Annotated in this window: 20 protein-coding genes, 1 pseudogene, 1 riboswitch and 1 other annotated feature; of the genes and pseudogenes, 11 read left to right on the forward strand and 10 right to left on the reverse strand. The window is 41.3% G+C overall.

Annotated features, from left to right (window positions below; all coding sequences use genetic code 11):
- Positions 1-146 precede the first annotated feature (146 nt).
- Positions 147-1,268 (forward strand): GerAB/ArcD/ProY family transporter, encoded by a 1,122-nt coding sequence (locus tag KH400_RS01540; RefSeq protein ID WP_217221411.1) that lies wholly within the window; start codon positions 147-149, stop codon positions 1,266-1,268.
- A gap of 118 nt (positions 1,269-1,386) precedes the next feature.
- Here KH400_RS01540 and KH400_RS01545 read toward each other — a convergent pair whose 3' ends face one another.
- The 4 genes from KH400_RS01545 to KH400_RS01560 form a co-directional block, all read right to left on the reverse strand.
- Positions 1,387-3,033: a putative polysaccharide biosynthesis protein gene (locus KH400_RS01545; RefSeq protein WP_217221412.1), complete on the reverse strand. Its 1,647-nt coding sequence runs from the start codon at positions 3,031-3,033 to the stop codon at positions 1,387-1,389.
- A gap of 296 nt (positions 3,034-3,329) precedes the next feature.
- Positions 3,330-3,500 carry a hypothetical protein gene (locus KH400_RS01550; RefSeq protein WP_217221413.1) on the reverse strand — a complete coding sequence of 57 codons (171 nt, stop codon included), beginning with the start codon at positions 3,498-3,500 and terminating at the stop codon, positions 3,330-3,332.
- Between the two features lie 254 nt (positions 3,501-3,754).
- Entirely contained in the window at positions 3,755-4,156 is a 402-nt protein-coding gene (locus tag KH400_RS01555) for a secondary thiamine-phosphate synthase enzyme YjbQ (RefSeq protein ID WP_217221414.1), read from the reverse strand.
- Between the two features lie 12 nt (positions 4,157-4,168).
- Entirely contained in the window at positions 4,169-4,555 is a 387-nt protein-coding gene (locus KH400_RS01560) for a hypothetical protein (RefSeq protein WP_217221415.1), read from the reverse strand.
- Between the two features lie 278 nt (positions 4,556-4,833).
- Here KH400_RS01560 and KH400_RS01565 point away from each other — a divergent pair, with 278 nt between their 5' ends.
- Positions 4,834-6,102 (forward strand): BaiN/RdsA family NAD(P)/FAD-dependent oxidoreductase, encoded by a 1,269-nt coding sequence (locus tag KH400_RS01565; protein ID WP_217221416.1) that lies wholly within the window; start codon positions 4,834-4,836, stop codon positions 6,100-6,102.
- Between the two features lie 337 nt (positions 6,103-6,439).
- Here the strand turns inward: KH400_RS01565 and leuS are convergent, their stop codons facing one another.
- Complete coding sequence (gene leuS, locus KH400_RS01570; RefSeq protein WP_217221417.1) at positions 6,440-8,860, reverse strand: leucine--tRNA ligase; 2,421 nt, start codon at positions 8,858-8,860, stop codon at positions 6,440-6,442.
- Positions 8,861-9,081: 221 nt separating this feature from the next.
- Positions 9,082-9,312 (reverse strand) — a binding site (T-box leader).
- Between the two features lie 313 nt (positions 9,313-9,625).
- Between leuS and mnmL the strand changes: the two genes are divergently transcribed.
- From mnmL to KH400_RS01610, 7 genes and pseudogenes are all read left to right on the forward strand, one after another.
- Positions 9,626-10,585: a tRNA modification radical SAM protein MnmL/YtqA gene (mnmL, locus tag KH400_RS01575; protein ID WP_217221418.1), complete on the forward strand. Its 960-nt coding sequence runs from the start codon at positions 9,626-9,628 to the stop codon at positions 10,583-10,585.
- On the forward strand, positions 10,585-11,151 hold the full coding sequence (gene mnmM, locus KH400_RS01580; protein WP_217221419.1) for a tRNA 5-(aminomethyl)-2-thiouridylate-methyltransferase MnmM: 567 nt from the start codon (positions 10,585-10,587) through the stop codon (positions 11,149-11,151). Before mnmL ends, mnmM begins: the two co-directional genes overlap by 1 nt.
- Before the next feature lie 77 nt (positions 11,152-11,228).
- Entirely contained in the window at positions 11,229-11,792 is a 564-nt protein-coding gene (locus tag KH400_RS01585) for a beta-class carbonic anhydrase (protein WP_217221420.1), read from the forward strand.
- Between the two features lie 265 nt (positions 11,793-12,057).
- A complete protein-coding gene (locus KH400_RS01590; protein WP_217221421.1) occupies positions 12,058-12,432 on the forward strand; it encodes a CidA/LrgA family protein in 375 nt (124 codons plus the stop codon).
- The gene (locus tag KH400_RS01595) at positions 12,410-13,108 is read left to right on the forward strand and encodes an LrgB family protein (protein WP_217221422.1); all 699 of its coding nucleotides are present in this window, start codon (positions 12,410-12,412) and stop codon (positions 13,106-13,108) included. The genes KH400_RS01590 and KH400_RS01595 overlap by 23 nt, the downstream gene beginning before the upstream one ends.
- Before the next feature lie 180 nt (positions 13,109-13,288).
- Positions 13,289-14,545 carry an ATP-binding protein gene (locus KH400_RS01600; RefSeq protein WP_217221423.1) on the forward strand — a complete coding sequence of 419 codons (1,257 nt, stop codon included), beginning with the start codon at positions 13,289-13,291 and terminating at the stop codon, positions 14,543-14,545.
- Between the two features lie 229 nt (positions 14,546-14,774).
- Positions 14,775-15,958, forward strand: a pseudogene (locus KH400_RS01610) (IS3 family transposase).
- 609 nt (positions 15,959-16,567) lie between these two features.
- On the opposite strand, the gene tbcS reads toward KH400_RS01610, so the two are convergent.
- Both tbcS and KH400_RS01620 read right to left on the reverse strand, forming a co-directional pair.
- A complete protein-coding gene (gene tbcS, locus KH400_RS01615; protein ID WP_217221425.1) occupies positions 16,568-17,623 on the reverse strand; it encodes a tetraprenyl-beta-curcumene synthase in 1,056 nt (351 codons plus the stop codon).
- Between the two features lie 91 nt (positions 17,624-17,714).
- Positions 17,715-18,491, reverse strand: coding sequence for an alpha/beta hydrolase (locus KH400_RS01620; RefSeq protein WP_217221426.1), 777 nt, complete (start codon positions 18,489-18,491; stop codon positions 17,715-17,717).
- A 198-nt stretch (positions 18,492-18,689) separates the two neighbouring features.
- Here KH400_RS01620 and KH400_RS01625 point away from each other — a divergent pair, with 198 nt between their 5' ends.
- On the forward strand, positions 18,690-19,211 hold the full coding sequence (locus KH400_RS01625; RefSeq protein ID WP_217221427.1) for a gamma carbonic anhydrase: 522 nt from the start codon (positions 18,690-18,692) through the stop codon (positions 19,209-19,211).
- Between the two features lie 151 nt (positions 19,212-19,362).
- Here KH400_RS01625 and metK read toward each other — a convergent pair whose 3' ends face one another.
- Positions 19,363-20,565 (reverse strand): methionine adenosyltransferase, encoded by a 1,203-nt coding sequence (metK, locus tag KH400_RS01630; protein ID WP_217221428.1) that lies wholly within the window; start codon positions 20,563-20,565, stop codon positions 19,363-19,365.
- A gap of 223 nt (positions 20,566-20,788) precedes the next feature.
- Positions 20,789-20,899: riboswitch (SAM riboswitch) on the reverse strand.
- A gap of 99 nt (positions 20,900-20,998) precedes the next feature.
- Entirely contained in the window at positions 20,999-21,322 is a 324-nt protein-coding gene (locus KH400_RS01635; protein WP_217221429.1) for a hypothetical protein, read from the reverse strand.
- Between the two features lie 345 nt (positions 21,323-21,667).
- On the opposite strand from KH400_RS01635, the gene pckA reads away from it, so the two are divergent.
- Positions 21,668-23,251, forward strand: coding sequence for a phosphoenolpyruvate carboxykinase (ATP) (pckA, locus tag KH400_RS01640; protein WP_217221430.1), 1,584 nt, complete (start codon positions 21,668-21,670; stop codon positions 23,249-23,251).
- A 101-nt stretch (positions 23,252-23,352) separates the two neighbouring features.
- On the opposite strand, the gene KH400_RS01645 is transcribed toward pckA, so the two are convergent.
- Positions 23,353-24,129, reverse strand: a complete 777-nt coding sequence (locus KH400_RS01645) for an alpha/beta hydrolase family protein (RefSeq protein ID WP_217221431.1) — start codon at positions 24,127-24,129, stop codon at positions 23,353-23,355.
- Positions 24,130-24,163 lie beyond the last annotated feature (34 nt).

Raw genomic sequence — 24,163 nt, forward strand, 5'->3', positions numbered from 1 at the left:
TGCTTTCATTCTTTAAACTATTTAATTTGAACCAAAAACAAGAAAATTATTAGAATAATTGTATAAAATTCATATAAATTGGAAAATTTGGTCATATGAAAACTTTCAACCAATCATTATGATAGAAAAATTTAGGTGGTTTTATTTTGAAGGAAGAACATTACAAACTCGTACCTTTTGAAGTTAGTATTTTGTTAATAGCGATGATAACAAGTATTGGAATATTAACGTTGCCTAAGACATTAGCAACTGAAATGAATAATCCAGATGGATGGATTTCAATCTTGATTAGTGGAATGATCATGATGTTTTTATTGCATTTGTACGTTAAGCTACAAAGGAATTTTCCCGGGGAGAACCTTTTACAATTTTTAAAAAAGTCTACTTTTGGGTTCTTTATAGCAAAAACAATAGCTGTTATGTTTATTGTTAATTTTATTGGCGTTGTTGCATTTGATGTACGCTTACTGGCTATAGTATTAAAAATGTATTTGCTCGATCAAACTCCTTCAGAAATTATTATTGCAGTCATGCTTTTAACTTCAACTTATGCTGTTTCGAAAGGTCTTCAAGGAATTACCCACCTTAGTTTATTGTTTGTCCCCATTGTTATTGGCATCATGGTTGTCATGTTGATTTCCAACATCCCTAACGGTGATTTTGATGAGTTACTGCCGATTATGGGCGACGGTGTCTTACAGATAGATGAAGGTATAAGACATGGTATCATTCACTTTGCAGGAATTAAAATTTTATTTTTTTTAATGGCTTATATGGATAAAAAACATTTAAAATCCTTCCCTCTAAATACCGGTTTAGGTTTAACTGTCTTATTAAAAGCTTTTGCAGTAGTAGTTTCTTTCGCCGTGTTTTCGGTAAATATGAATAAGACGATAATTTTCCCAACAATTGAGTTGGGAAAAGAAATTGAAATAGTTGGAGGGTTTATAGAACGTTTAGAATCACTTCTGCTAGTAATATGGATCATGACTATTTTTTTGACACTAGCACTTGCACAATATTTAAGTATAAAGTTAATTCATGAAGAATTTCTCCGTCAAAAAAAGGGATTTTATCTTTTAGGGACGGTTGTCTTTATTATATTTTTAGTTTCTTTTATTCCTGATTCAATTTCTGAAATTGAATATTTAATCATAGTTTTAGAATCTTATAGTTTCTTGTTAATAATCTTTAGTTTACTTTGCGGATATGTCATCCTGTGGATAAGGAGAAAGAAAAAAAAGATTGTTACAGAGAACTCCCTATAGATTCTTGTCTATAAATCAAGAAATTAAAGCGCTTGGATTAAATAATCCAAGCGCTTTTTTTATATTTATTACTTCTAGTTTCTATTTGTGACAGTAATTTGTCACAGTGTCGGATTTTTTATCTTTCAGCCTCACTTTGCTTCTTCCGTTTTCGCTGCAAAAACTTCAGACGGTGACCGAGAATTTGTACCGCTAATTGTGTACGAATACTAAGCCATAAGTAGAAAGCTCCCCCACTGATAACACCAACGGCTAAAACAATGAGTTCATGTAGCCAAGTATTCATTGGTAAGATCATTTCTGCGATCATCCTAACAATGATCACAACAACCGCCATTGCTGAGACAAACAGGGTGATTAACAATGCTCGTTTAGCAACGAATGAATAGTTGTAGTTGGCATATTTCCCAATCGCCCAAACATTGATCGCAATCGCAACCACATATCCTAGATAAGTAGCGACAACACCACCAATTGGACCGAACGTATAGATTAACCAGTAGTTGAGAGCTCCTTTTACAACTAGCCCACTTACTAAGCTAATCACAGCAAAGCGCTGTTGGTTCATCCCTTGTAAAATTGCCGCACTAACCGCAAATAAGGAGAAGACAATCGCAATCGGAGCATAATATCGTAGGATATGTCCGCCAATCTCGACATGCTCTAGTCCATAAAGCGTCGCAAACGCCGGGTAAGCAAGCACGGCTAATCCGACTGCCGCAGGTAATGTTAAAAATAGGATGACTTGATACGTCTGCGAGATTTGCTTTTGCATCAAGTCATGATCGCCATCGGTATATGACTTCGTAATTGTTGGCACGAGTGTAATCGAAAATGCCGTCGCTAGCGCAACTGGAATTAAAATTAGTTTATGTGCTGTTTGCGTAAAAGCAGCAAATGCAACCTCTGCTTGCGCTAGTGCTACCCCCGCCGCTTGCAGGGCGTTGTTAAAGGTAAACAAATCGATAAATTGAAACAATGGAATTGCAAGGCCGACAAAGGATAACGGCAGCGCATAAGAAATTAATTCTTTATACATCTTTGTTAGTGGAAGCTGCTGATTCACTGTGCTTTCTTCTACTTGACGATCAAGGTATTTCTTCCGCTTAAACCAGTACGTAAGTAAAACAGCTAAGCCACCAAGCGCCCCGACAAACGCTCCAAAGGTTGCAAAACCAACCGCAAGTCCAACCTCACCTTGATACACACCGACAATTAAAAACGTTAAACTTAAAATAAAGATGATCCGTACGATCTGTTCAACCACTTGTGAAACCGCAGTCGGTCCCATCGATTGAAAACCTTGAAAGTATCCGCGAATAATTGACATTAACGGAACAATCAATAATGCCGTACTAACCATCCGAATCGTAAACACGATATCGGCCATCGAGTTCCCATTCAATTCATCTGGATTGCGGATAATCCAACTTGCGATCTGCGGCGCAAGGGAAAACAGGAGAATAAACGAGAGAAAGCCCGTAACCGACATCACAATCAGTCCAGATTTGAAAAGCCTTCTTCCTGTGTAATAATCACCAAGCGCATTATACTTGGAGACAAACTTAGATACCGCCAGCGGGACACCTAACGTAGCGACACTTAATAATACGGTATAAGGTAAATACCCATATGAGTATAAAGCAATCCCCTGCTGACCGACAATTGCCGTAAATGGGAAGATGTAAATTAACCCTAATATTTTCGAAATAAACGTTGCCGCGGTTAAGATCATCGTCCCCCGCAGTAATTTTGATTCGGACATCTCCTCTTACTCTCCTTCTCCTACCGATAATAAATTCAACTAACCATCCACTTCTCCATAAATATGTAATAAACACAAGACTTTCACCTTTTATACGAAACAAAGCTTACCCTGCTCAAAATGAGATCACTCCCCTAATAACGCACCGAACAGGCATTTCTTATCGCATTTCATCTACACTCAAGCGGGCACTTGTACAACTTCAACTCCGACCAACATTCGTGGACACTCTAAAAAAAGAATGATGACCCCTAGCCTAGCAAGACCCCAAACGGCGCTAGCCGTTTGCGGCGACGCTAGTCGACGTAGAGAAGGCAATGACGATCGCGCTGTAAGCCTGCTTTTGGCTTACAAAAGCGGGTGGCTTTGACTGCTCGGCAAGGGTCGAGCGGACCCACAAGCATCCCTTTTTGTATTTCATCAATCCCCTGTGCGGGCACTCGCTTCACCATTACTCCAACCCACACTCGTGGACACCCTAAAAAAAGAATGATGACCCTTAGCCTAGCAAGACCCCAAACGGTGCTAGCCGTTTGCGGCGACGCTAGTCGACGTAGAGGAGGCAATGACGATTGCGCTGTAAGCCTGCTTTTGGCTTACAAAAGCGGTTGGCTTTGACTGCTCGGCAAGGGTCGAGCGGACCCACCTACACCTCAGCCTATGTTCATTCATGTATGATTTCTTCCTACGCCAACAAAAAATAGCAGACCTTGCTGCTATTTCAACCCTCAATTGCCTTCATATAAAACGTGCGCCGACGCGGTCCATCAAACTCACAAAAGTAAACCCCCTGCCACGTCCCGAGTACAAGTCTCCCCTCATCAACAATCACCGTTTGCGAAGGCCCAACCGTACTCGCCTTCAAATGCGAAGCAGAATTCCCCTCAAGATGACGATACTTCGCATGCTCCCACGGATAAACCTCATCCAAACGCATTAACATATCATGCTTCACATCAGGATCCGCATTTTCATTAATCGTAATCCCAGCTGTCGTATGTGGACAATATACAGTCACAATCCCATTATTGATCTTCTGTTCACGAATAAACTGCTCGACCTCTGCTGTCACATCAATCATTTCATCACGTCTATTCGTCTCTAACGTACGCTTTCCTAACAAAATAACGCCTCCTTACCAGCCCGCTGACATCATCCGCGTGATTTTTATTTGCGGTAGCTCTAGCAGCACTGTTTGTTCATCAATCTTATCAAACGCCTGATCACTAATCACAATCGTAAACATCTCATACGCAGCCGCTTCTGTTAATAAAATCCCAGCATGTTCACGTTGAAACAAAACGGCTCGCTCAAAGCCATCATCAAATTGAAAACAAAAGATGTAGGCATCATTCTCCTTATCATATAACCAAGCATAGCGATAGCTTTCAAAGCTATGATTGATTACCTCTGAAAACTCGGGGATTGATAATAACAAGACATGCTTGTCTCCGTCCATCGTCCAACCACCATCGCTCGGAAAGACCGCCTCTGAAACGGTTGGTTCGTATTGATTAGCCATCCTCTCCCTCATTTCCTCTTCACAGTATTATCAAATGGTACTCCGGTACATAAAATCTCCGTTGACTTTTTGGCCATTACTAACGCTAACGATCCATTCTAGATCCTTTTCTATTTTACCGTACTTCGGTCTTGGTTACCAAGTCAAAACCATCTGCAAAGCTTATTTTCAAATTCACCTCTAAAGACGTTGGTTTTCGGGAAAACTTTAACGTGTACGTGAAACTTATGGTAAAATACCTTAATTACGATACTTGTTAAAAGAAGGTGTGATTTTTCATGTATGATGTCATAGTCATTGGCGGCGGTCCTTCTGGGCTAATGGCAACCATTGCTGCAGCTGAGCAAGGCACTCGCGTTTTGCTGCTTGATAAAGGCAACAAGCTCGGGCGCAAACTAGCGATTTCAGGCGGTGGTCGCTGTAATGTGACCAATCGAATGGACACCGAAGAGTTAATCAAACATATCCCAGGAAACGGACGCTTTATGTATAGTCCTTTTTCCGTGTTTAACAACGAGAATATTATTTCTTTCTTTGAATCGCTTGGCATTCAACTAAAAGAAGAAGATCGCGGTCGGATGTTTCCTATTAGTGACAAAGCACAAACGGTTGTGGATACATTGCTGAACAAAGTGAACGAACTTGGTGTCGACATTCGCACGAATACAAGTGTGAAAAAGGTTCGCTATGATGAGGAGAAGGTTGTCGGAGTCACGATTGATCATGGTGAGGAGATCGATGCCAACGCCGTAGTGATTGCCACAGGCGGAAAGTCAGTTCCACATACAGGCTCCACCGGTGATGGATACCCGTGGGCAAAAGAAGCAGGACATACCATTACAGAGCTTTATCCGACCGAGGTTCCAATCACATCAAATGAACCGTTTATTAAGTCAAAAGAATTACAAGGCTTATCCCTGCGTAACATCGAACTATCTGTCATCAATCCAAAGGGAAAAACGATCATTACTCATGAAGGAGATATGATTTTTACCCACTTTGGCATTTCTGGACCGGCCGTGCTCCGTTGCAGCCAGTTTGTTGTCAAAGCACTCAAAAAGTTTAAAACGGGTAAAGTAACGATGGCGATCGACGTCCTTCCTACCAAATCAAAAGAAGACGTCTTTCAAGAAATGAAAAAGATCGCAGCCGCTGAGCCGAAAAAAGCGATCAAAAATGTGTTAAAAGGGTACATACCTGAACGCTTCCTCCTATTCTTATTAGAGAAAATCGGACTTGATGCGACGACACCTTATACGAATCTCTCACATGAGACTCTCCGAGAGCTCGCTTTAGAAATCAAAGAATTTTCGTTTTCAGTCAATGGAACGTTGTCGATTGAAAAAGCGTTTGTCACTGGTGGCGGTGTATCAGTAAAAGAAATTTATCCAAAACGAATGGAATCAAAAAAGAAGGCTGGCCTGTTTTTCTGTGGTGAAGTGCTCGATATTCATGGCTATACCGGTGGTTACAACATTACCGTTGCCTTTTCAACAGGATACACTGCAGGACGTTCCGCAGGTGAACGGATTCTCCAGCTCCAATAACTACATTTATTAACAAGCTGTGGATAACCTTGTGCACAGATAATTTTACATCACGTTCGCATAAAATCAACATTTCGACAAACTTTTTAGTCTGATGTGGAAAAAGTCACCCGCTATTCACATAGTTATGCACATTTTTAGGTGTTTTCCACAGACTTATTCACAAAAACCTATGTTCTCCACACGGTTATCCACTTTATGAACAGTTTGAATACAAAAATATTCGCGAATTTTGTGACATTTACATTCGTTGACTCGACAAAATCCACTCAACAATAAAAAAAGCTGTCCACAAGGAACAGTCACCTTAACGGACAGCTAATTTTATTTATCTCAATTAATTTGCAACAATATTGACAAGCTTACCAGGTACAGCAATTACTTTACGTACCGTTTTGCCTTCAATCTCTTCTTTAATCTTTTCGTTTGCTAGAGCGATCTCTTCCATTTGCTCTTTGTTTGCATCTGTTGGAATGACAATCTTAGCACGTACTTTTCCGTTAATTTGTGCAACGATTTCCACTTCATTTTCCACTAAATACGCTTCATCATAGGTTGGCCACTCAGCGTAAGCAAGAGTTCCGCTGTTGCCAAGCTTCTCCCATAGCTCTTCCCCAAGGTGTGGAGCGACTGGTGCAATTAGCTTCACAAAGCCTTCAAGATACTCTCTTGGCAGCTCTTCTTGCTTATACGCTTCATTGATGAACACCATCAATTGTGAAATCCCTACGTTAAAGCGAAGCCCGTCAAAGTCTTCACTAACCTTTTTCACGGTTTGGTGATAAATACGCGCGAAGTCATCTGAGCCTTGTCCTGATGTAATCGCTGGGTTAAGTTCACCTGTTTCATTTGGAACAAACAAGCGCCATACGCGATCAAGGAAACGTCTTGCACCATCTAAGCCATTTTCAGACCAAGCAATTGAAGCATCAAGTGGACCCATAAACATTTCATAAAGACGAAGTGTATCAGCACCGTGAGATTGAATAATGTCGTCAGGGTTTACGACATTCCCTTTTGACTTACTCATTTTCTCATTGTTCTCACCTAAGATCATTCCTTGGTTATACAGCTTTTGGAATGGCTCTTTTGTGCTCACCACACCGAGATCATATAAAACTTTATGCCAGAAACGAGCGTACAATAAGTGAAGAACTGCATGCTCTGCCCCACCGATATAAATATCAACAGGAAGCCACTTATCAAGCTTTTCTTTATCCGCTAGTGCAGTCTCGTTTGTCGGATCAATGTAACGGAGGTAATACCAGCAGCTACCAGCCCATTGTGGCATCGTATTCGTTTCACGGCGTCCTTTCAATCCTGTTTCTGGATCGACCACTTCAAGCCAGTCCTTTGCGTTAGCGAGCGGTGACTCACCTGTACCTGATGGTTTAATTTCATCCATTTCCGGAAGCACAAGTGGCAGTTCCTCTTCGGGAACAGGCTTCATTGAGCCGTCTTCAAAGTGAATAATCGGAATCGGCTCGCCCCAATAGCGTTGACGACTAAATAACCAATCACGCAAACGATACGTAATTTGCTTTTTCCCTTTGTTCTGTTCTTCAAGCCAATCGATCATTTTTGAAATCGCTTCTTGCTTATTTAAGCCATTTAAAAACTCTGAATTTACCAGCTTACCATCTTCTGTGTAGGCTTCTTTTTCAACATCACCACCAGCAACCACTTCTTTGATTGGGAGCTCAAATGTTTTTGCAAATTCATAGTCACGTTCATCGTGTGCCGGGACAGCCATAATCGCCCCTGTACCGTAGCTCACTAATACATAATCAGCAATCCAAATTGGTAGCTTCTCACCATTCGCTGGGTTGATCGCATACGCACCAGTGAAGACACCTGTTTTTTCCTTAGAAAGCTCCGTACGCTCAAGATCACTTTTCGTTGCGACTTTTTGCTTGTAATCAGTAACAGCTGCTTCTTGTGCGTCTGTTGTTACTTTGTCAACGAGCTGATGCTCAGGTGCTAAGACCATATACGTTGCTCCAAATAACGTATCCGGACGAGTAGTGAAGACCGTAATCGCATCATCATGTCCATCAACATCAAACGTAATTTCAGCCCCTTCTGAACGGCCAATCCAGTTTCGCTGCATATCCTTAATGCTTTCAGGCCAATCAAGCTCTTCAAGATCCTCTAACAGACGATCCGCATAAGCAGTGATTTTTAGCATCCATTGCTTCATTGGACGACGTTCGACCGGATGGCCTCCACGCTCACTTTTTCCGTCAATGACTTCTTCATTTGCAAGCACCGTACCTAATGCTGGACACCAGTTCACGGCTACTTCATCTACGTAAGCAAGTCCTTTTTTATATAGCTGTAAAAAGATCCACTGTGTCCATTTGTAATAGTTCGGATCCGTTGTATTAATTTCACGATCCCAGTCATACGAAAAGCCTAATGCCTTAATCTGACGGCGGAAATTATCAATATTTGCTTGAGTAAACTCACGCGGATGCTTCCCTGTATCTAAGGCAAACTGCTCTGCGGGCAGCCCGAACGCATCCCATCCCATCGGGTGAAGGACATTATAGCCTTGCATTCGTTTCATACGTGATAAGATGTCCGTTGCCGTGTAGCCTTCTGGATGCCCAACATGAAGACCTGCGCCTGATGGATAAGGGAACATATCTAGCGCATAAAACTTCTCTTTCCCTTCGTCTTCATTTGTTTTAAATGTCTTATTTTCTTCCCAATACGTTTGCCACTTCTTTTCAATCTGCTCATGAGAGAATGCCATTGCTTAACCTCCTGAAATTGTTTTTGTAGTTTATAATGGCTCCGCACGCTACGCGCCTCTTGGAGAAAACCACTCCTAGAGGCTTATGACTTGTAGTGGCTTCGCTCATTGCTACGAGTCTGTTCAAAAAAGGAAAACCACCCTTTTTGGACAGATTCTTGTATGTAAACTTTCGAATACTCGCTAATAAAATATAAAAACCTCCCACCCCTAGCGTTATCGTTAGGGACGAGAGGTTGATCACAAAGTTAATTCCCGCGGTACCACCCAAATTAGTGTATATACGATCTATACACTCACTTAAAGTCCTTAACGCGGAAGGGACGGCAAAAGCTACTCGCTGTTCACTCTTGCAACTGTAAGGCGAGTTCATGGATTTCATTGATTGGCTTGCACCGACCGCCAACTCTCTAGACTAGTTACCCACTACTACTCCTTGTCATCGTTATTCACATTATGATGAGGATGTATGTACATCTTTTGTCTCATTACTTGATATTGTATGAATTTGTCGAACGTCTGTCAAGGATTCTTCAAAAATTCTTACCAAATTTATAAAAAACATTCATCCGGAACCAATTTCACACAAAAAATTTTCCCTATAAGAGCGTGTTTAAAAAGTGTTTAATCTGTTCGGGGAAAAACACCCCTTTTTGAACAGACTCTATACTGACTGACTTCTGCTTTTAAACGAAAAATTATGGTACGATAAGACCGTTACAATTATAACTAAATAAGACCTCTCATGAAAGAAAGGCGGATATTATGGATACAACTCAAACACCTTTACGTTTTGGAGATAAACGCTATCACTCATGGAACTATCACCTCCGTGAACAGTTCGGGGAAAAGATTTTTAAGATCCCCCTAGATGCAGGCTTTGATTGCCCAAACCGCGACGGTACGGTGGCTAGCGGCGGTTGTACGTTTTGTAGTGAGCGGGGATCGGGTGATTTTGCCGGGGACAGAAAAGATGACCTCATCACCCAGTTTCACACGATAAAAACGAACATGCATAAAAAGTGGAAAAGCGGCAAATACATCGGCTATTTCCAAGCATATAGCAACACATATGCACCTGTGGAGCAACTACGAGAGATGTTTGAAGTGATTTTAGAACAAGACGATGTTGTCGGCCTCTCAATTGCTACGCGTCCAGACTGTTTACCCGATGATGTTGTCGACTATTTAGCAGAACTCAACGAACGTACGTATTTATGGGTCGAGCTAGGCTTACAAACGATTCACGAAGAAACGGCTCAGTTGATTAATCGTGCCCATGACTATCAATGCTACATTGACGGTGTGAATAAACTACGTAAGCATGGCATTCGCGTTTGTTCTCATATTATTAATGGATTACCGACAGAAACACCAGAGATGATGCTTGAAACCGTTCGTGAAGTCACGAAGCTCGACATCCAAGGGATTAAAATTCACCTTTTACATTTATTAAAGCGAACACCGATGGTCAAACAGTATGAAAAAGGCTTGCTAGAATTTATGAGCTTAGACGAATATATCAAACTCGTTGTCGACCAGCTAGAGCTCCTCCCTCCAAAAGTCGTCGTTCATCGCTTAACTGGTGATGGTCCAGCCGATTTGTTAATTGGACCGATGTGGAGCTTGAAAAAATGGGACGTACTAAACGGAATTGAAGCGGAGCTCAAACGTCGAGACAGCTGGCAAGGAAAGTACTACAACCCAGAAAGGAAGGAAAGTTAATGAAGTTACATGGCATACTCCCATTTGCACGTTTCTTGCTTGAGGCGGCACTAGAAAAAGGAGGCATTGCGATTGATTGTACAATCGGAAACGGAAATGACACCCTCTACCTCGCCAATCTCGTTGGGAGTGAGGGCCATGTCTATGGTTTTGACATTCAAGGGCAAGCGCTCATCAACACAAAAGAGCGTTTGCAGGAACACGGTGTGTTGGAGCGAACAACATTATTTGAAGCTAGTCACGACCAAATCGACACATTGATTCCAAAAGAAACGCGGATTAACGCTGCTATTTTTAATTTGGGGTATTTACCAGGTGGAAACAAAGAGATCGTCACCGAGCCAACATCGACGATTGCAGCTCTTGAACAGCTACTCGCTCGTCTCGAGCCTGGCGGAATTATTGTCCTTGTCGTCTATCACGGACATGAGCAAGGAAAAGTTGAACGAGATGCGGTGACCGAATTTGTCACAGCGATTGACCAAAAATCGTGCCACGTCCTCCGTTATGAATTTGTAAACCAAACGAACAACCCACCATTTATCCTTGCTCTTGAAAAACGTTAACACCAGTCGTTTTTCTATTGACAATCCCTATGTCTTCGCTCAAACTATTTATAATTAACAAAAAATGGAGGGGAACTATGTCGATTTTAGATTCTATGATCGAGTTCAATCAACGGTTTGTTGAGGAAAAAAAGTACGAACAGTACCAAACAACAAAATTTCCAGATAAAAAACTCGTTATTTTAACTTGTATGGATACGCGCTTAACGCATCTCCTCCCAAATGCACTCAATGTTAAAAATGGTGATGCAAAGATTATAAAAAACGCTGGGGCTGTCATTTCTCATCCATTTGGAAGTATTATGAGAAGTATACTTGTCGCACTTTATGAATTAAAAGCTGATGAAGTCTGTATCATCGGTCACCATGGTTGTGGTATGGCCGGGTTAAAATCTTCATCGATCATTGACAAGGTGACCGAGAGAGGGATTGAGAAAGAAACACTTGAAACGTTACGATTTGCGGGTGTTGACATTGAAAATTGGCTCACCGGTTTTGATAAAGTCGAAGATAACGTTGCCCACAGTGTCGACATGGTTCGAAATCACCCTCTGATTCCCGAAGATACACCAGTTCATGGGTTAGTGATTTGCCCGGAAACAGGAAAATTAGATGTTGTCGTTAATGGCTACAAAGAATAATCAGCATTCATGGAGGAGCCTTCTCATTAGTAACTGCTCACCTCGTTTCTAGAGGTAACTGTTATTAATGAGTGGTCTCCTCTTTTTAGGTTGAAGCACGTGAACCTAACATTTCCTCGTTAGATTTCATTACAGTTTTCACCCTAATCACTTCATTATTTGCTACGATTTCTGTACAGACAAAAAATGCTCATCGTTACCATCGACCTTCCACTCTCCAGCCATTTCCCAATTGAACGATCGTTATAAAGGAGTGATCACACTGATGTTGCGGTTCCTCTGTCAATGTACCTTGATCGCCGTTTTTTATTTTATTGGCCAAGTGACCGTTACCACCTTTCACTTACCTTTCCCAGCTAGTATTGTCGGCATGCTGCTATTGTTTGTTTCACTCCTCCTAGGATTTATAAAACTAGAGTGGGTTGAGACCGTTGCCAACATCCACTTGAAACATATCATTCTCTTTTTTATCCCTCCGATCGTCGGCGTGTTCTATTATTTAGAGATTTTTAAACAGGATGGATTTAAATTGACACTTGTCTTGATTTTAAGCAGTTTAGTTGTCTTACTCGTGACAGCATTTGCTGCTGATACTTTTGTCAAAAAAGGAGAGAACAATGATGGAACATTTCATGACTAATACAAGTTTTTCAGTCGCGCTTACATTGATCAGTTATGTCATCGGATATGTATTGTTTCAGAAGCATAAGCGAACATGGTTACACCCGCTGATTATCGGTACACTCATGATTACTAGCATCCTACTCATCACTGATGTTGATTTTGAGACCTACTTGGAGGGCACAAGCCTCTTTTCATTCTTGCTCGGCACAGCGACTGTTTCATTAGCCATCCCCGTCTACAAACATTTACACACATTAAAGAAGCATTTTGTCGTGATTTTTTCTGGTGTTATCTTAGGTACAGTCACTGGTATGCTAACGGTGATCGTTTTCGCTCATTTATTTAAATTAAATCAAGAAATCTATATTTCACTCGTCCCAAAGTCGGTAACACTTCCAATTGCCACCTCAGTTTCAGCGACGCTCGGTGGAACACAATCATTAACAACGTTGTTTGTTATCATCTCTGCGCTCGTCTCCCTTATCATCGGCCCACATTTATTAACGAAGGTCGGCATCAAAAGTAAATTAGCAAAAGGGCTAGCCTTAGGTACATCCGCACAAGCGCTAGGCGTAAGCAAAGCCTTACAATGGGGCGAAAAAGAAGGTGCCATTGGCAATGTTGCGATGAATACTTCTGCGGTGTTTGTGGCAATCGTCGTTCCTCTGATCGGTCCCTATCTGCTCCTTTAACCAACAGTCATCCCCTGCTATTTCCATGTGCGATTCCTTTGAGCTTTTGAAAAAAGTCTCAAGGGTTTCTCATTATTTCCTTGTTAGATTAACTTACATAATTATACAGTGCCAAATGATGACTTGGTATGATGAATAGGGACTAGAGTTCTAGCTTGTACGTTTAGGGGGGGATTCTCATTGGATTACGCGGTTCAACATTTGCTGTTAAATGTACTCTTTATCATCATTCCGCTTTTTATTTATCAAATCTTCTTTTTAGACAACCATACCTATCATAAAAAAATTAACTATTTTCCCATCATTGTGCTTGGGTGTACATCGATTGTGTTGTGCTTGAGCTTTCCGATTTCATTTTTCGAAGGATTCATCCTTGATTTACGACAAATCCCATTAATATTAGGAGCCATTTACGGAGGATATATTGTTAGTCTTCCAATGTTTATAACGATTGTTATGTATCGTTTTTCACTTGGTGGTGATGGGGTTTATATCAACTTCTTCGTTATTTGCTCAATCATGTTGTTCGTCCCACTGTTACGTGCTAAATTTTTAAGTCTATCACCTAACCATCGCATCATCGTAACATCAACACTTTCATTCATATCCTCCACCTTGTTAGTAAGCATGATTCACCAATTTGATCCAACATCACTTGCAGGTGGAACGGTTTCACTCAATTACATTATGATCCAAAGCCTATGTATTGCACTTGTTACATATTTAATCGAAAAAATGCGTGCGAACGTCTATATGAAAGAACAAATCCAAGTACTAGAAAAGCAAAATGTCACAAATCAACTCGCAGCAAGCATTTCTCATGAGGTTAGAAATCCACTAACGGTCACAAAAGGTTTTTTACAGCTATTAGACTCTGGACAATTAACAGAAAAACAACGAGCCAGCTACATTGAATTAGCGTTGAGTGAATTAAATCGTGCAGATACGATCATTGGTGATTTTCTCTCCTTTTCAAAGCCAAGCAAACATGATGAAAAGTGTAACAATTTAGTGGATGATATTAAGCAAATTCAATCGATTTTATCACCTTATGCGTCAAACAATCAGGTAGAGGTCGTTACAAGCTTTAAAGCGGATACTTATGAGGTACAATACGACCCACATAAACTACGCCAATGTCTGATTAACATTGGAAAGAATGCAATTGAAGCGATGCCTGATGGCGGAAGATTAGAATTTAATGTATATCACGATAACCATCAAGTGATTACCGAAATTAAAGATAATGGGATTGGGATGTCTAATGGGGAGATTAAACGAATTGGAACACCATACTTCACAACGAAAGAAACAGGGACTGGGTTAGGCATGATGGTTGTTTTCAACATTATTAAAGCAATGAACGGGTCCATCCGGATTAAAAGCAAGCGAGGCAAAGGAACGACGTTTTTTGTTATGTTACCAGAGTATCGGTAGTGATGCTCAGGATGAAGATTATTGTCACTCATTAGGTTGGAGTTATTGTAGGCATTGTGGGCGATGTGGCGTTGTGGGCGATGAAGGACACTTCAGCTCCAGTTTCACCCTTAGTTGTCCTTCATAAACTCGATGAAGGACATTTCAGCTCCAGTTTTGAATATAGACTATAAAGTGGACACGCATTGGAGAGACTTGTAAAACAAGTATCTAAATGGAGCGTGTTAATATGCCTAGAACTTATGATGAAGAATTTAAAGAATATGTTGCTAAGTTAGTTGTAGATGAACGGAATAAAGCATCAAATGTAGCTAGAGAAATGGATTTATCACCTAAGACAATATCTCGTTGGATTAAGAATTACCGTGAAAAGAAAAAGGCAAATCAAGAGGAAACAGGTTATATTACTCCAAGTGAGTTTAGACAACGCGAGAAAGAATTAATGGATCAAATTAATGAATTAAAGGAGGAAAATGAAATCATAAAAAAGGCGGCGCACATCTTCATGAAAGGCCAGAAGTAATTTTCGAGTTTATGTTTAACCATCGAAAAGAATTTCGGATAGTGAAGATGTGCGAAGTATTAAAGGTTTCTAAGAGTGGTTATTATAAGTGGCTTAAAAAAGAAGAGAGTAATCAAGAGAAAAAGAAAAAGAAGTTGATGGCTATAATTCGCAGTCTATTCTTTCAGAATCGTGAAGTATATGGGAGCCCTAGAATAACTAGAGAACTACATAAAAAAGGTATTCATTTAGCCGAGAGAACCGTTGGAAGATATATGCTTGAGATGGGACTACGTGCGATTCCTGAACAGCGATTTGTTATGACTACAGACTCTAATCATCGTAATCCTATTTACCCTAATCTACTAAATCGTGAGTTTCATGCAGATCAACCAGATCGTATTTGGGTGACAGATATTACTTACATTTGGACTTTGAAAGGATGGTTGTATTTAGCAACGGTTATGGATTTATATTCACGTAAAATTGTTGGATGGAGTATGGATAAAGTCATGACAAAAGAGTTACCTTTAAAAGCTCTAAATCGAGCGATCCAGTCAAGGAATCCTTCAGAAAATTTAATTCACCATTCTGATCGTGGCTGCCAGTATACTTCGAAAGAATACATTTCACGCTTACAGGAATATAACATTCAAATTAGCATGAGCCGTAAAGGGAATTGTTATGATAACGCGTGTATGGAGTCTTTTTACGCCACGCTAAAAAAAGAATTAATATACCGGCGTAAGTTTGTTAGTCGAGAAGAGGCAAACAATGCAATCTGGAAATACATCATGAGTTTTTATAACGAAAGAAGAAGTCATTCAACGATAGGTTTTGTATCTCCAAATGAGTTTGAAAGAAATTGCCGAGCAGGAAATCCCCCAACTCAAGGCAATAAAGCCGCATAAAAGCTTGTTTGGATATCCAAGTAACTTTACGTGGAGTGGCGGGTATGTTAGCCTTTCGGGCGAGCTACCAGGTAATGAATCAGGTGGTTTCGTGGCTCGGAAAACATACCCGCAGAGGCTCCATGTCAAGTTACGGATCACAAGCACCACCCTAATATCGGGTCATAAGAAATAGTTTTAAAAATTATCGACAAAAGGTTCTCTTATAAAATTGAATAGAATCCCTCATATTTTAGGGTTTTGATAAAAAACTTCTCTCTTAAAAGAGTCCACTTTCTTGACAGAAGTCCAGTTTCGCCCGTGGTTGTCCATCATAACCCTGATGAAGGACACTTCAGCTCCGGTTTCATCCTTAGTTGTCCTTCATACACCCAATGAAGGACATTTCAGCTCCGGTTTCACCCTTAGTTGTCCTTCATACACCCAATGAAGGACATTTCAGCTCCGGTTTCACCCTTAGTTGTCCTTCATACACCCAATGAAGGACATTTCAGCTCCGGTTTCACCCTTAGTTGTCCTTCATACACCCAATGAAGGACACTCCCTCGCTCCACATACGAAAGAATGTCCTTCATCGCCTCTATTCATCCTATTCATGACTGTAGCGTATTACTTCACGCGACGAAACACCCAGCTATTTAAGTAGAAAAACAGCGATGATGTTCCACCAAGACGTAAGACTCGTTTCGACAGGTCACGGACATCTTCTTGCTTGCGAACTTTTTCATCTGCTAAATAGATCGCAAGTAATCCTTTATTAATCATTGTATGAAATTTCCGATCTGGCAGCTTCGCAATGCTCGCATCAGCTTGCTGCTTAAACTGTTGAAAGCGGTCCATCATCTCCTGCTTACTGTCATAATAGAAGCAGAAGTTTAAGTCTCCTCCTTCGCGATCCTCTTCTTGGTCAATAAAATAATCCAATAAAATATGTAAGCCTTGGACCCAAGGAAAATAACCGTCCTTGATATTCGCTACGGTTTCTACTGTCAAATGTTCATCAACGGCATAACTGACTAAGCAAAAAATTCCTAACGTCGACCCTGCACAAGCCGAAAATTCATACCAAGTCATTTCCGGCAACTGAGACTTATGCTTTTCAAACCATTCTTCCAAAAGTGGAACCCTGTCCTCTTTTTTCACGTGCTTATAGACCTGTAAATCACAATAATACCCAGCGAGCTCTTTGAGTGATGCGGCGATTTTTTCGTAGGAAGGCAACGATTGCAGAACATCCTGACAAGTCATGACCAACGACTCGAGGTAACCACCATCATCTTGTTCATCCCGGTAGCGATAATAATTCACAGGCTCTGCCCCTGGTGTTAGCGCATGGAGCATAGAATCGTGAAGGGCTCGAAAATCAGTTGGATCTAACGATGTACTGCGGTCACACAAGTTATCTAGATAATCACTGATTGTTTGATAAGCGACAATAAAACGAATCACCTTATCATTTTCCTCTTTTGCTAGCAAGCCATAGATACCACCGCCTTCACAATGGAAGGCTTTATTTTCAATACTTAATAATGCTTGTGTTCGTAATTCCTCATTTGGAATCGCACGTGCCTTCTCTTTCCAACCATTCAAGTAATGATGGACAGATGGGATCACATGTCGATAGACACTTGCGAGTAACGTTAACGGTTGACTTGGTACTTTCAAATAGCACCCTCCTTCTCCTCACGATCTTAAGACCAATGTTGCTAGTAAAATACCACAGTGGTTTCATCAAAACAAACGATTACTACTCCATCTATTTCCTTAACTCAATAAATGATTTCGTTAACCGAAAGACCTCGTCACGCTCAGGTTCATTGAATACCTCATGATATAACTGGTCCCACTCTTTGTATGATTTATCTGATAGCTGGACTTGATTAAACCAGCGTTCCACTGCAAACTTATCGACAATATGATCATCACCGGCTTGCAAGACGAGTAAGGGAACATCAGGGAATGCTTCAGTCGAACGGTTTGCGATCTTCATTGCTTTCACAAGCTCTTGATACCAGCGAATTGAAACTTTGCTTACCCGCATTTCATCTTTTACATACGCTTCACGAACTTGTTCATTGCGAGTAGCAAGTGCGGAGTTAATACCTGACTTTGCTCGAAGCGTCGGTGTCACTCGGTGCAACACTCTAGCGGCCACGTCCTTACTTTTTGATGGTGGGTTCACTAACCCAAGACACGGGGATGACAAAATCACGCCATGAACGTCTAATTTCTTTTCCATCATCGTTCGAATCACTGCTAATCCACCCATGCTATGCCCAAGAAGGAAGACCGGCAAACGGTAACTGGCCGCTTCCTCATACCAGCCCGTGATCGTATCCATGTATTGAGTAAATGAAGAGATATGGCCGCGTTTTCCTCGCGTCTTCCCTTGCCCCGGTAAGTCACCGGTGACGACGTGACATCCGTTGGTATTCAATTGCTCTATTAACCACGCGTAACGCTGATGATGCTCCCCAGCGCCATGAACAATCACAAACACAGCATCCGCTTTCGTACTTTCCCACTTCCACATCTTCCTTCACACTCCTACAATGATTAGAGTCTATTCAAATTGAATCTCTCTCTTTTTGCACCCTTTAAACAAGAACATTTTAGAGAGTTCAGACTACTCAGCACTAGAAATTTTTGCTATGCTTACGTTACTGACAAACAAGAAATGATCTACCAATTATAGCAAATCTAAACAAACAGCGAAAAGGAAGTGACTGACTTGATTTATCCTTATGACGGTAAGTATCCAAAAATAGCTGAAAGTGCATTTATCGCAGATTATGTTACGATTACTGGCGACGTCCAGATCGGTGAAGAATCAAGCATCTGGTTTAACACGGTGATTCGAGGCGATGTTAAACCAACATTTATTGGTGACCGCGTCAATGTTCAAGATAATTCAACCCTGCACCAAAGTCCGCTTTGTCCACTGATTTTAGAAGATGATGTCACGGTGGGGCACCAAGTGATCCTCCATAGCTGTACCCTTCGTAAAAATGCACTGATCGGGATGGGTTCAACCGTCCTAGATGGTGCTGAAGTTGGTGAAGGAGCCTTTATCGGAGCAGGCAGCCTCGTTCCACAAGGAAAGAAAATCCCAGCTAACAGCTTAGCCTTTGGACGTCCTGCCAAGGTCGTCAGAGAACTTACCGATGAAGACCGCAAAGATATGGCGCGGATTCGCCGTGAATACGTTGAGAAGGGGCAATATTACAAGAGCTTGCAAGAACCAAAGCGCTAGGTTACTGAACCTTCATCGTATCATATACAACATTTCATCGCTCTCCTTGAACCTGCTTTTCATACTTTTCGTGATCTCCCCTTATCTATTTTTAAAAAAGAAGCTTGAGGATGAACTCCCCAAGCTTCTTTTTATCGTAGTTAAGACGCCCTTATAGCATCGCTTGCTTTTGCAAGGCTTCAGCTTTATCCGTACGCTCCCATGGAAGGTCCACATCTGTGCGTCCAAAGTGTCCATAAGCCGCAGTTTGCTTGTAAATCGGACGACGTAGGTTCAGCATTTTGATTAGACCTGCCGGACGAAGATCGAAGTTTTCACGAACAAGCCCAACAAGTACTTCCTCAGAAACCTTTCCTGTTCCAAATGTATCAACAGAAATGGAAACTGGCTGTGCCACACCGATGGCATATGCAAGCTGAACTTCACACTTATCCGCAAGACCAGCTGCAACGATATTTTTAGCGACATAGCGCGCACCATATGCTGCCGAACGGTCAACCTTTGTTGCATCCTTACCAGAGAATGCACCGCCACCGTGACGAGCATATCCACCGTACGTATCAACAATGATTTTACGCCCTGTTAAGCCCGCATCCCCTTGTGGTCCACCGATAACGAAACGACCCGTCGGATTAATGAAATATTTCGTATCTTCATCAATTAACCCTTCTGGTACGACTGGCGCAATTACATATTCTTTTAAATTGCGTTGAATTTGCTCAAGCGTTATCTCAGGGTGATGTTGTGTTGAGATGACAATCGTGTCAATTCGTAATGGTTGACCATTTTCATCATATTCTACCGTTACTTGCGTTTTACCGTCCGGACGCAAGTATGGAAGGACCTCTTCTTTACGCACTTCTGTTAACTTACGTGCGAGTCGATGAGCAAGCGAAATCGGTAATGGCATCAATTCATCCGTTTCATTATTGGCATAACCAAACATTAAGCCTTGGTCACCGGCACCAATCGCTTCAATTTCATCGTCAGTCATTTGACCTTCACGTGCTTCTAACGCTTGGTCAACCCCTTGAGCAATATCTGCTGACTGCTCATCGATTGATGTTAATACCGCACACGTTTCTGAATCGAATCCATACTTCGCTCGTGTGTACCCAATGTTCTTCACTGTATCACGAACGACTTTCGGGATATCAACATATGTAGACGTTGAGATTTCACCAGACACAAGCACTAACCCTGTGCTGACCGTTGTTTCACATGCCACGCGGGCGTTCGGATCCTTTTTTAAAATTTCATCAAGAATCGCATCAGAAATTTGGTCACAAATCTTATCCGGATGCCCCTCTGTTACCGATTCTGATGTAAATAAACGACGACTTCTTTCTACCATGATAAGTATCCTCCTTCGCACACCGACAAAATCGACTATTTACATAAAAGTGTTCACAAAAACGGCTTGTTCTACTCTTATCATGAAATAGCAATTTGTCTACTATGCTAAAATTTGATACGGCACTCATTCCCCCCACTATTGTGAGTATGAACTGAACATGTATAACCACGAAAACCCTTTTCCATCAATGAGGAAAAGGGTTGGTCCATTCACCTTTCACCTCTTATCGATCAAGGCTACGCCTTGCAGGTTAGCACCTTTTCACCATTTTTTATTGGTGTTGGTTGCTGGGTTTCTTCGGGCCTGTCCCTCCACCTACTCGGGATAAGAGTATCCGTTCGCGACATATCATAACGTAGATGATAGACGATGTCAACCAATGACGGTTGACATCGCTATTTGTTTCCATGTATGGTACACAACCAAGCTGTTAATACGGCGTATCCTGTGTGTTATTCCTTCTATTTTCCTGCTCTTGACGTTCTTCCTCGCGCATTTGCAGTCGCAATAGTTCATTTTGGTTATCCCTAGGCTTTACCTGACTATATACCCCGCTTGCGGTTAACCCAATCACTAACGCTGTTAGCACTTCATTTCCCCACTCACGAGGAATAAACCATAATATCATCGCAAAGAAGATCGCTAGTAGCGCTCGATATTTTTTATCAATCGAAAAGGCATTCCCAACAACCGTTACAAGCGCAGCAACAACAGCCGCTACTGTTGCTAGATCCATCATTGTTATTTCTGGCATAGCATAGGTTCCCTCCCTTTCTTCCATATGCTATGCAGGTGCCGCTTTTTCGGTAACCAAAAACGACCTAGAAGCCTTAAACAAGCAATTGTTACATACTAAAAGGGACAAGTAAAGTAGCCTTTATTATTTATTCATTTGTACATTTATAACACACTCGTTTTCATTCCTTCATATTATATCTAACAATCTCCTCGCACGAACTAGTGATAACTTAAGAAATTTATAAAAATAGTATAGACTATTATTTTTAATGTGTTATACTATTTTCAACAGTAAAAGCACAGCAAAAATTAACCAATGATAAAATTAAAATATACTTAAAAAGAAAGGGTTTTGTTGCAAATGAGTACAGTTAGCTTTGGGACTGAATTAGACCAAATTTTAAGCGGAGAGAATGTTCTTTTAGACTTACCGATTTCAAAGTTAGTCGAAAAGTCACTAATGCGAAATGAAGGGGTCTTGACTGAAAGTGGTGCCTTAAACGTTGAAACAGGAAAATACACTGGTCGTTCCCCTAAAGATAAATTTATTGTAGACGAAGCTTCTGTATCAGACAAAATTGATTGGGGCTCTGTCAACCAGCCGATTGATAAAGAAACATTTTCAAAACTTTATAAAAAAGTACTTGATCACTTAAAAGAGAAAGATGAAGTGTTTGTTTCTCACGCGTATGCTGGTGCTGATTCAAGCTATCGCTTACCAATCCAAGTCATTAATGAATTTGCTTGGCACAACCTTTTTGCACGTCAATTATTCATTCGTCCAACACAAGAAGAGTTAGAAACAATTACTCCTGAATTCACAATCGTTTCTGCTCCAGAATTCAAAGCGGATCCTGTTGTTGATGGTACGAATTCAGAAACATTTATTATGGTCTCATTTGAAGAGAGAATCGTTCTCATCGGTGGTACTGAATATGCTGGTGAAATGAAAAAATCAATCTTCTCAGTGATGAATTACTTGCTGCCGGAGCAAAATGTTCTTTCGATGCACTGTTCTGCCAATGCAGGTAAAGAAGGTGATGTTGCGTTATTCTTCGGGCTTTCTGGCACGGGTAAGACAACGCTTTCAGCTGATCCTAACCGTTACTTGATCGGAGATGATGAGCACGGTTGGTCTAATAATGGTGTCTTTAACATTGAAGGTGGGTGCTACGCAAAATGTGTAAACCTATCGTATGAGAAAGAACCACAAATTTGGAACGCCATTCGTTTCGGAGCGGTACTAGAGAATGTTGTTCAAAGTGACGTCACCGGCAAGCCTGATTATGATGATACGAGCTTAACAGAAAATACACGTGCAGCGTATCCATTGGAATCGATTCCAAATACGATCATTCCAAGTGTTGCTGGACATCCAAATACAATTATCTTTCTAACAGCAGATGCATTCGGTGTCTTACCACCAATCAGTAAGCTAACAAAAGAACAAGCGATGTATCATTTCCTTTCTGGTTATACAAGTAAGCTTGCTGGAACTGAACGAGGCGTTACATCACCAGAAGCAACATTCTCAACGTGCTTTGGTGCACCATTCTTACCATTACCGGCAGCTCGTTATGCTGAAATGTTAGGTGAGAAGATTACGCAACACAACGCTCAAGTCTTCCTTGTCAATACTGGTTGGTCTGGTGGACCATATGGGGTCGGAAAACGTATGAATCTCTCGTACACACGTGCGATGGTGCAAGCTGCTCTTCAAGGTGAGTTAAATGCGTTAGAAACAACCGTTGACCCAATCTTCGGCCTTCATATCCCTCTTCATTGCCCAGGGGTACCAGATGAGGTGCTACAACCACGTAAAACGTGGGAAGATACAGCTGTTTATGACGAAAAAGCACAAGAATTGGCAACGAAATTTAAGGAGAACTTCGATAAGTTCAACTATGTATCAGATGAAATTAAAAAGGCTGGTCCGCTAGTCTAAGTGGTGTAAGAGCTGTTCCATCAGTGCTGCTCACCTTGGTTAGGTACTCTACTGCGCCTAAGGTGACGGTTATAGGAGCGGCTCTTTTTTATGTATAAAGCCTATTGCTTCTTCATCCACTTCGTCAATTCCGTCGTAATGTTGCGATAGCTTGGTTCCGGAAAATGGTGTGTAAACGTATCATAAAAGCGGATGACTACATCCTTTCCCTCACTTCGCAACGCAGCTTCAAGCCGATACGCATGTTCAATCGATACGTGCTCATCACGTTTCCCATGAATAATGCAAACAGGTGCATTTATCATACCAACTTCGGTCAATGGTGTTCGCCATTCGTAACGCTCTGGATATTTTCTAGGAGTTCCCCCAATGACTCGTTTTAACATTTTGCGAAGGTCGACGCGCTCTTCATAGGTGAGTTTCATATCAGACACCCCACCCCAGCATGTGACTGAACGAACGCTATATGTGATAGCTGTCAACAATGCCATCACTCCACCACGTGAAAATCCAAATACATGAACCTGATCTCTAGCCACGCGGGGATGATTGGCTAAACATTCGTAAGCATAAAAGGCATCATAACGGTCATCACCAGCGAAATCTTCTCGACCATCTCCACCTTTATTTCCACGATAAAACGGGGCAAGGACCACAAACCCTTCCGCTGCAAATTGAATCACTCTTGCAACACGAACCATACCGACATTTTTAATTCCGCCACGTAAATACAACAGACCAGGATATTCACCAGGAGTATCCGGGACAGCAAGATACCCTTTTACGTTGAAAGAGCCACTCTTATAGGTGATTAAATATAAACGTATGTTAGGATGTGGTGAAGGGACCCGCTGTTTCTCGATGATCTTAGCTTCCATCGTCCATCCCTCTCTTCATTCTAGGTTTTATCAC

It is taken from the genome of Desertibacillus haloalkaliphilus, assembly GCF_019039105.1.
Taxonomy (GTDB): domain Bacteria; phylum Bacillota; class Bacilli; order Bacillales; family KJ1-10-99; genus Desertibacillus; species Desertibacillus haloalkaliphilus.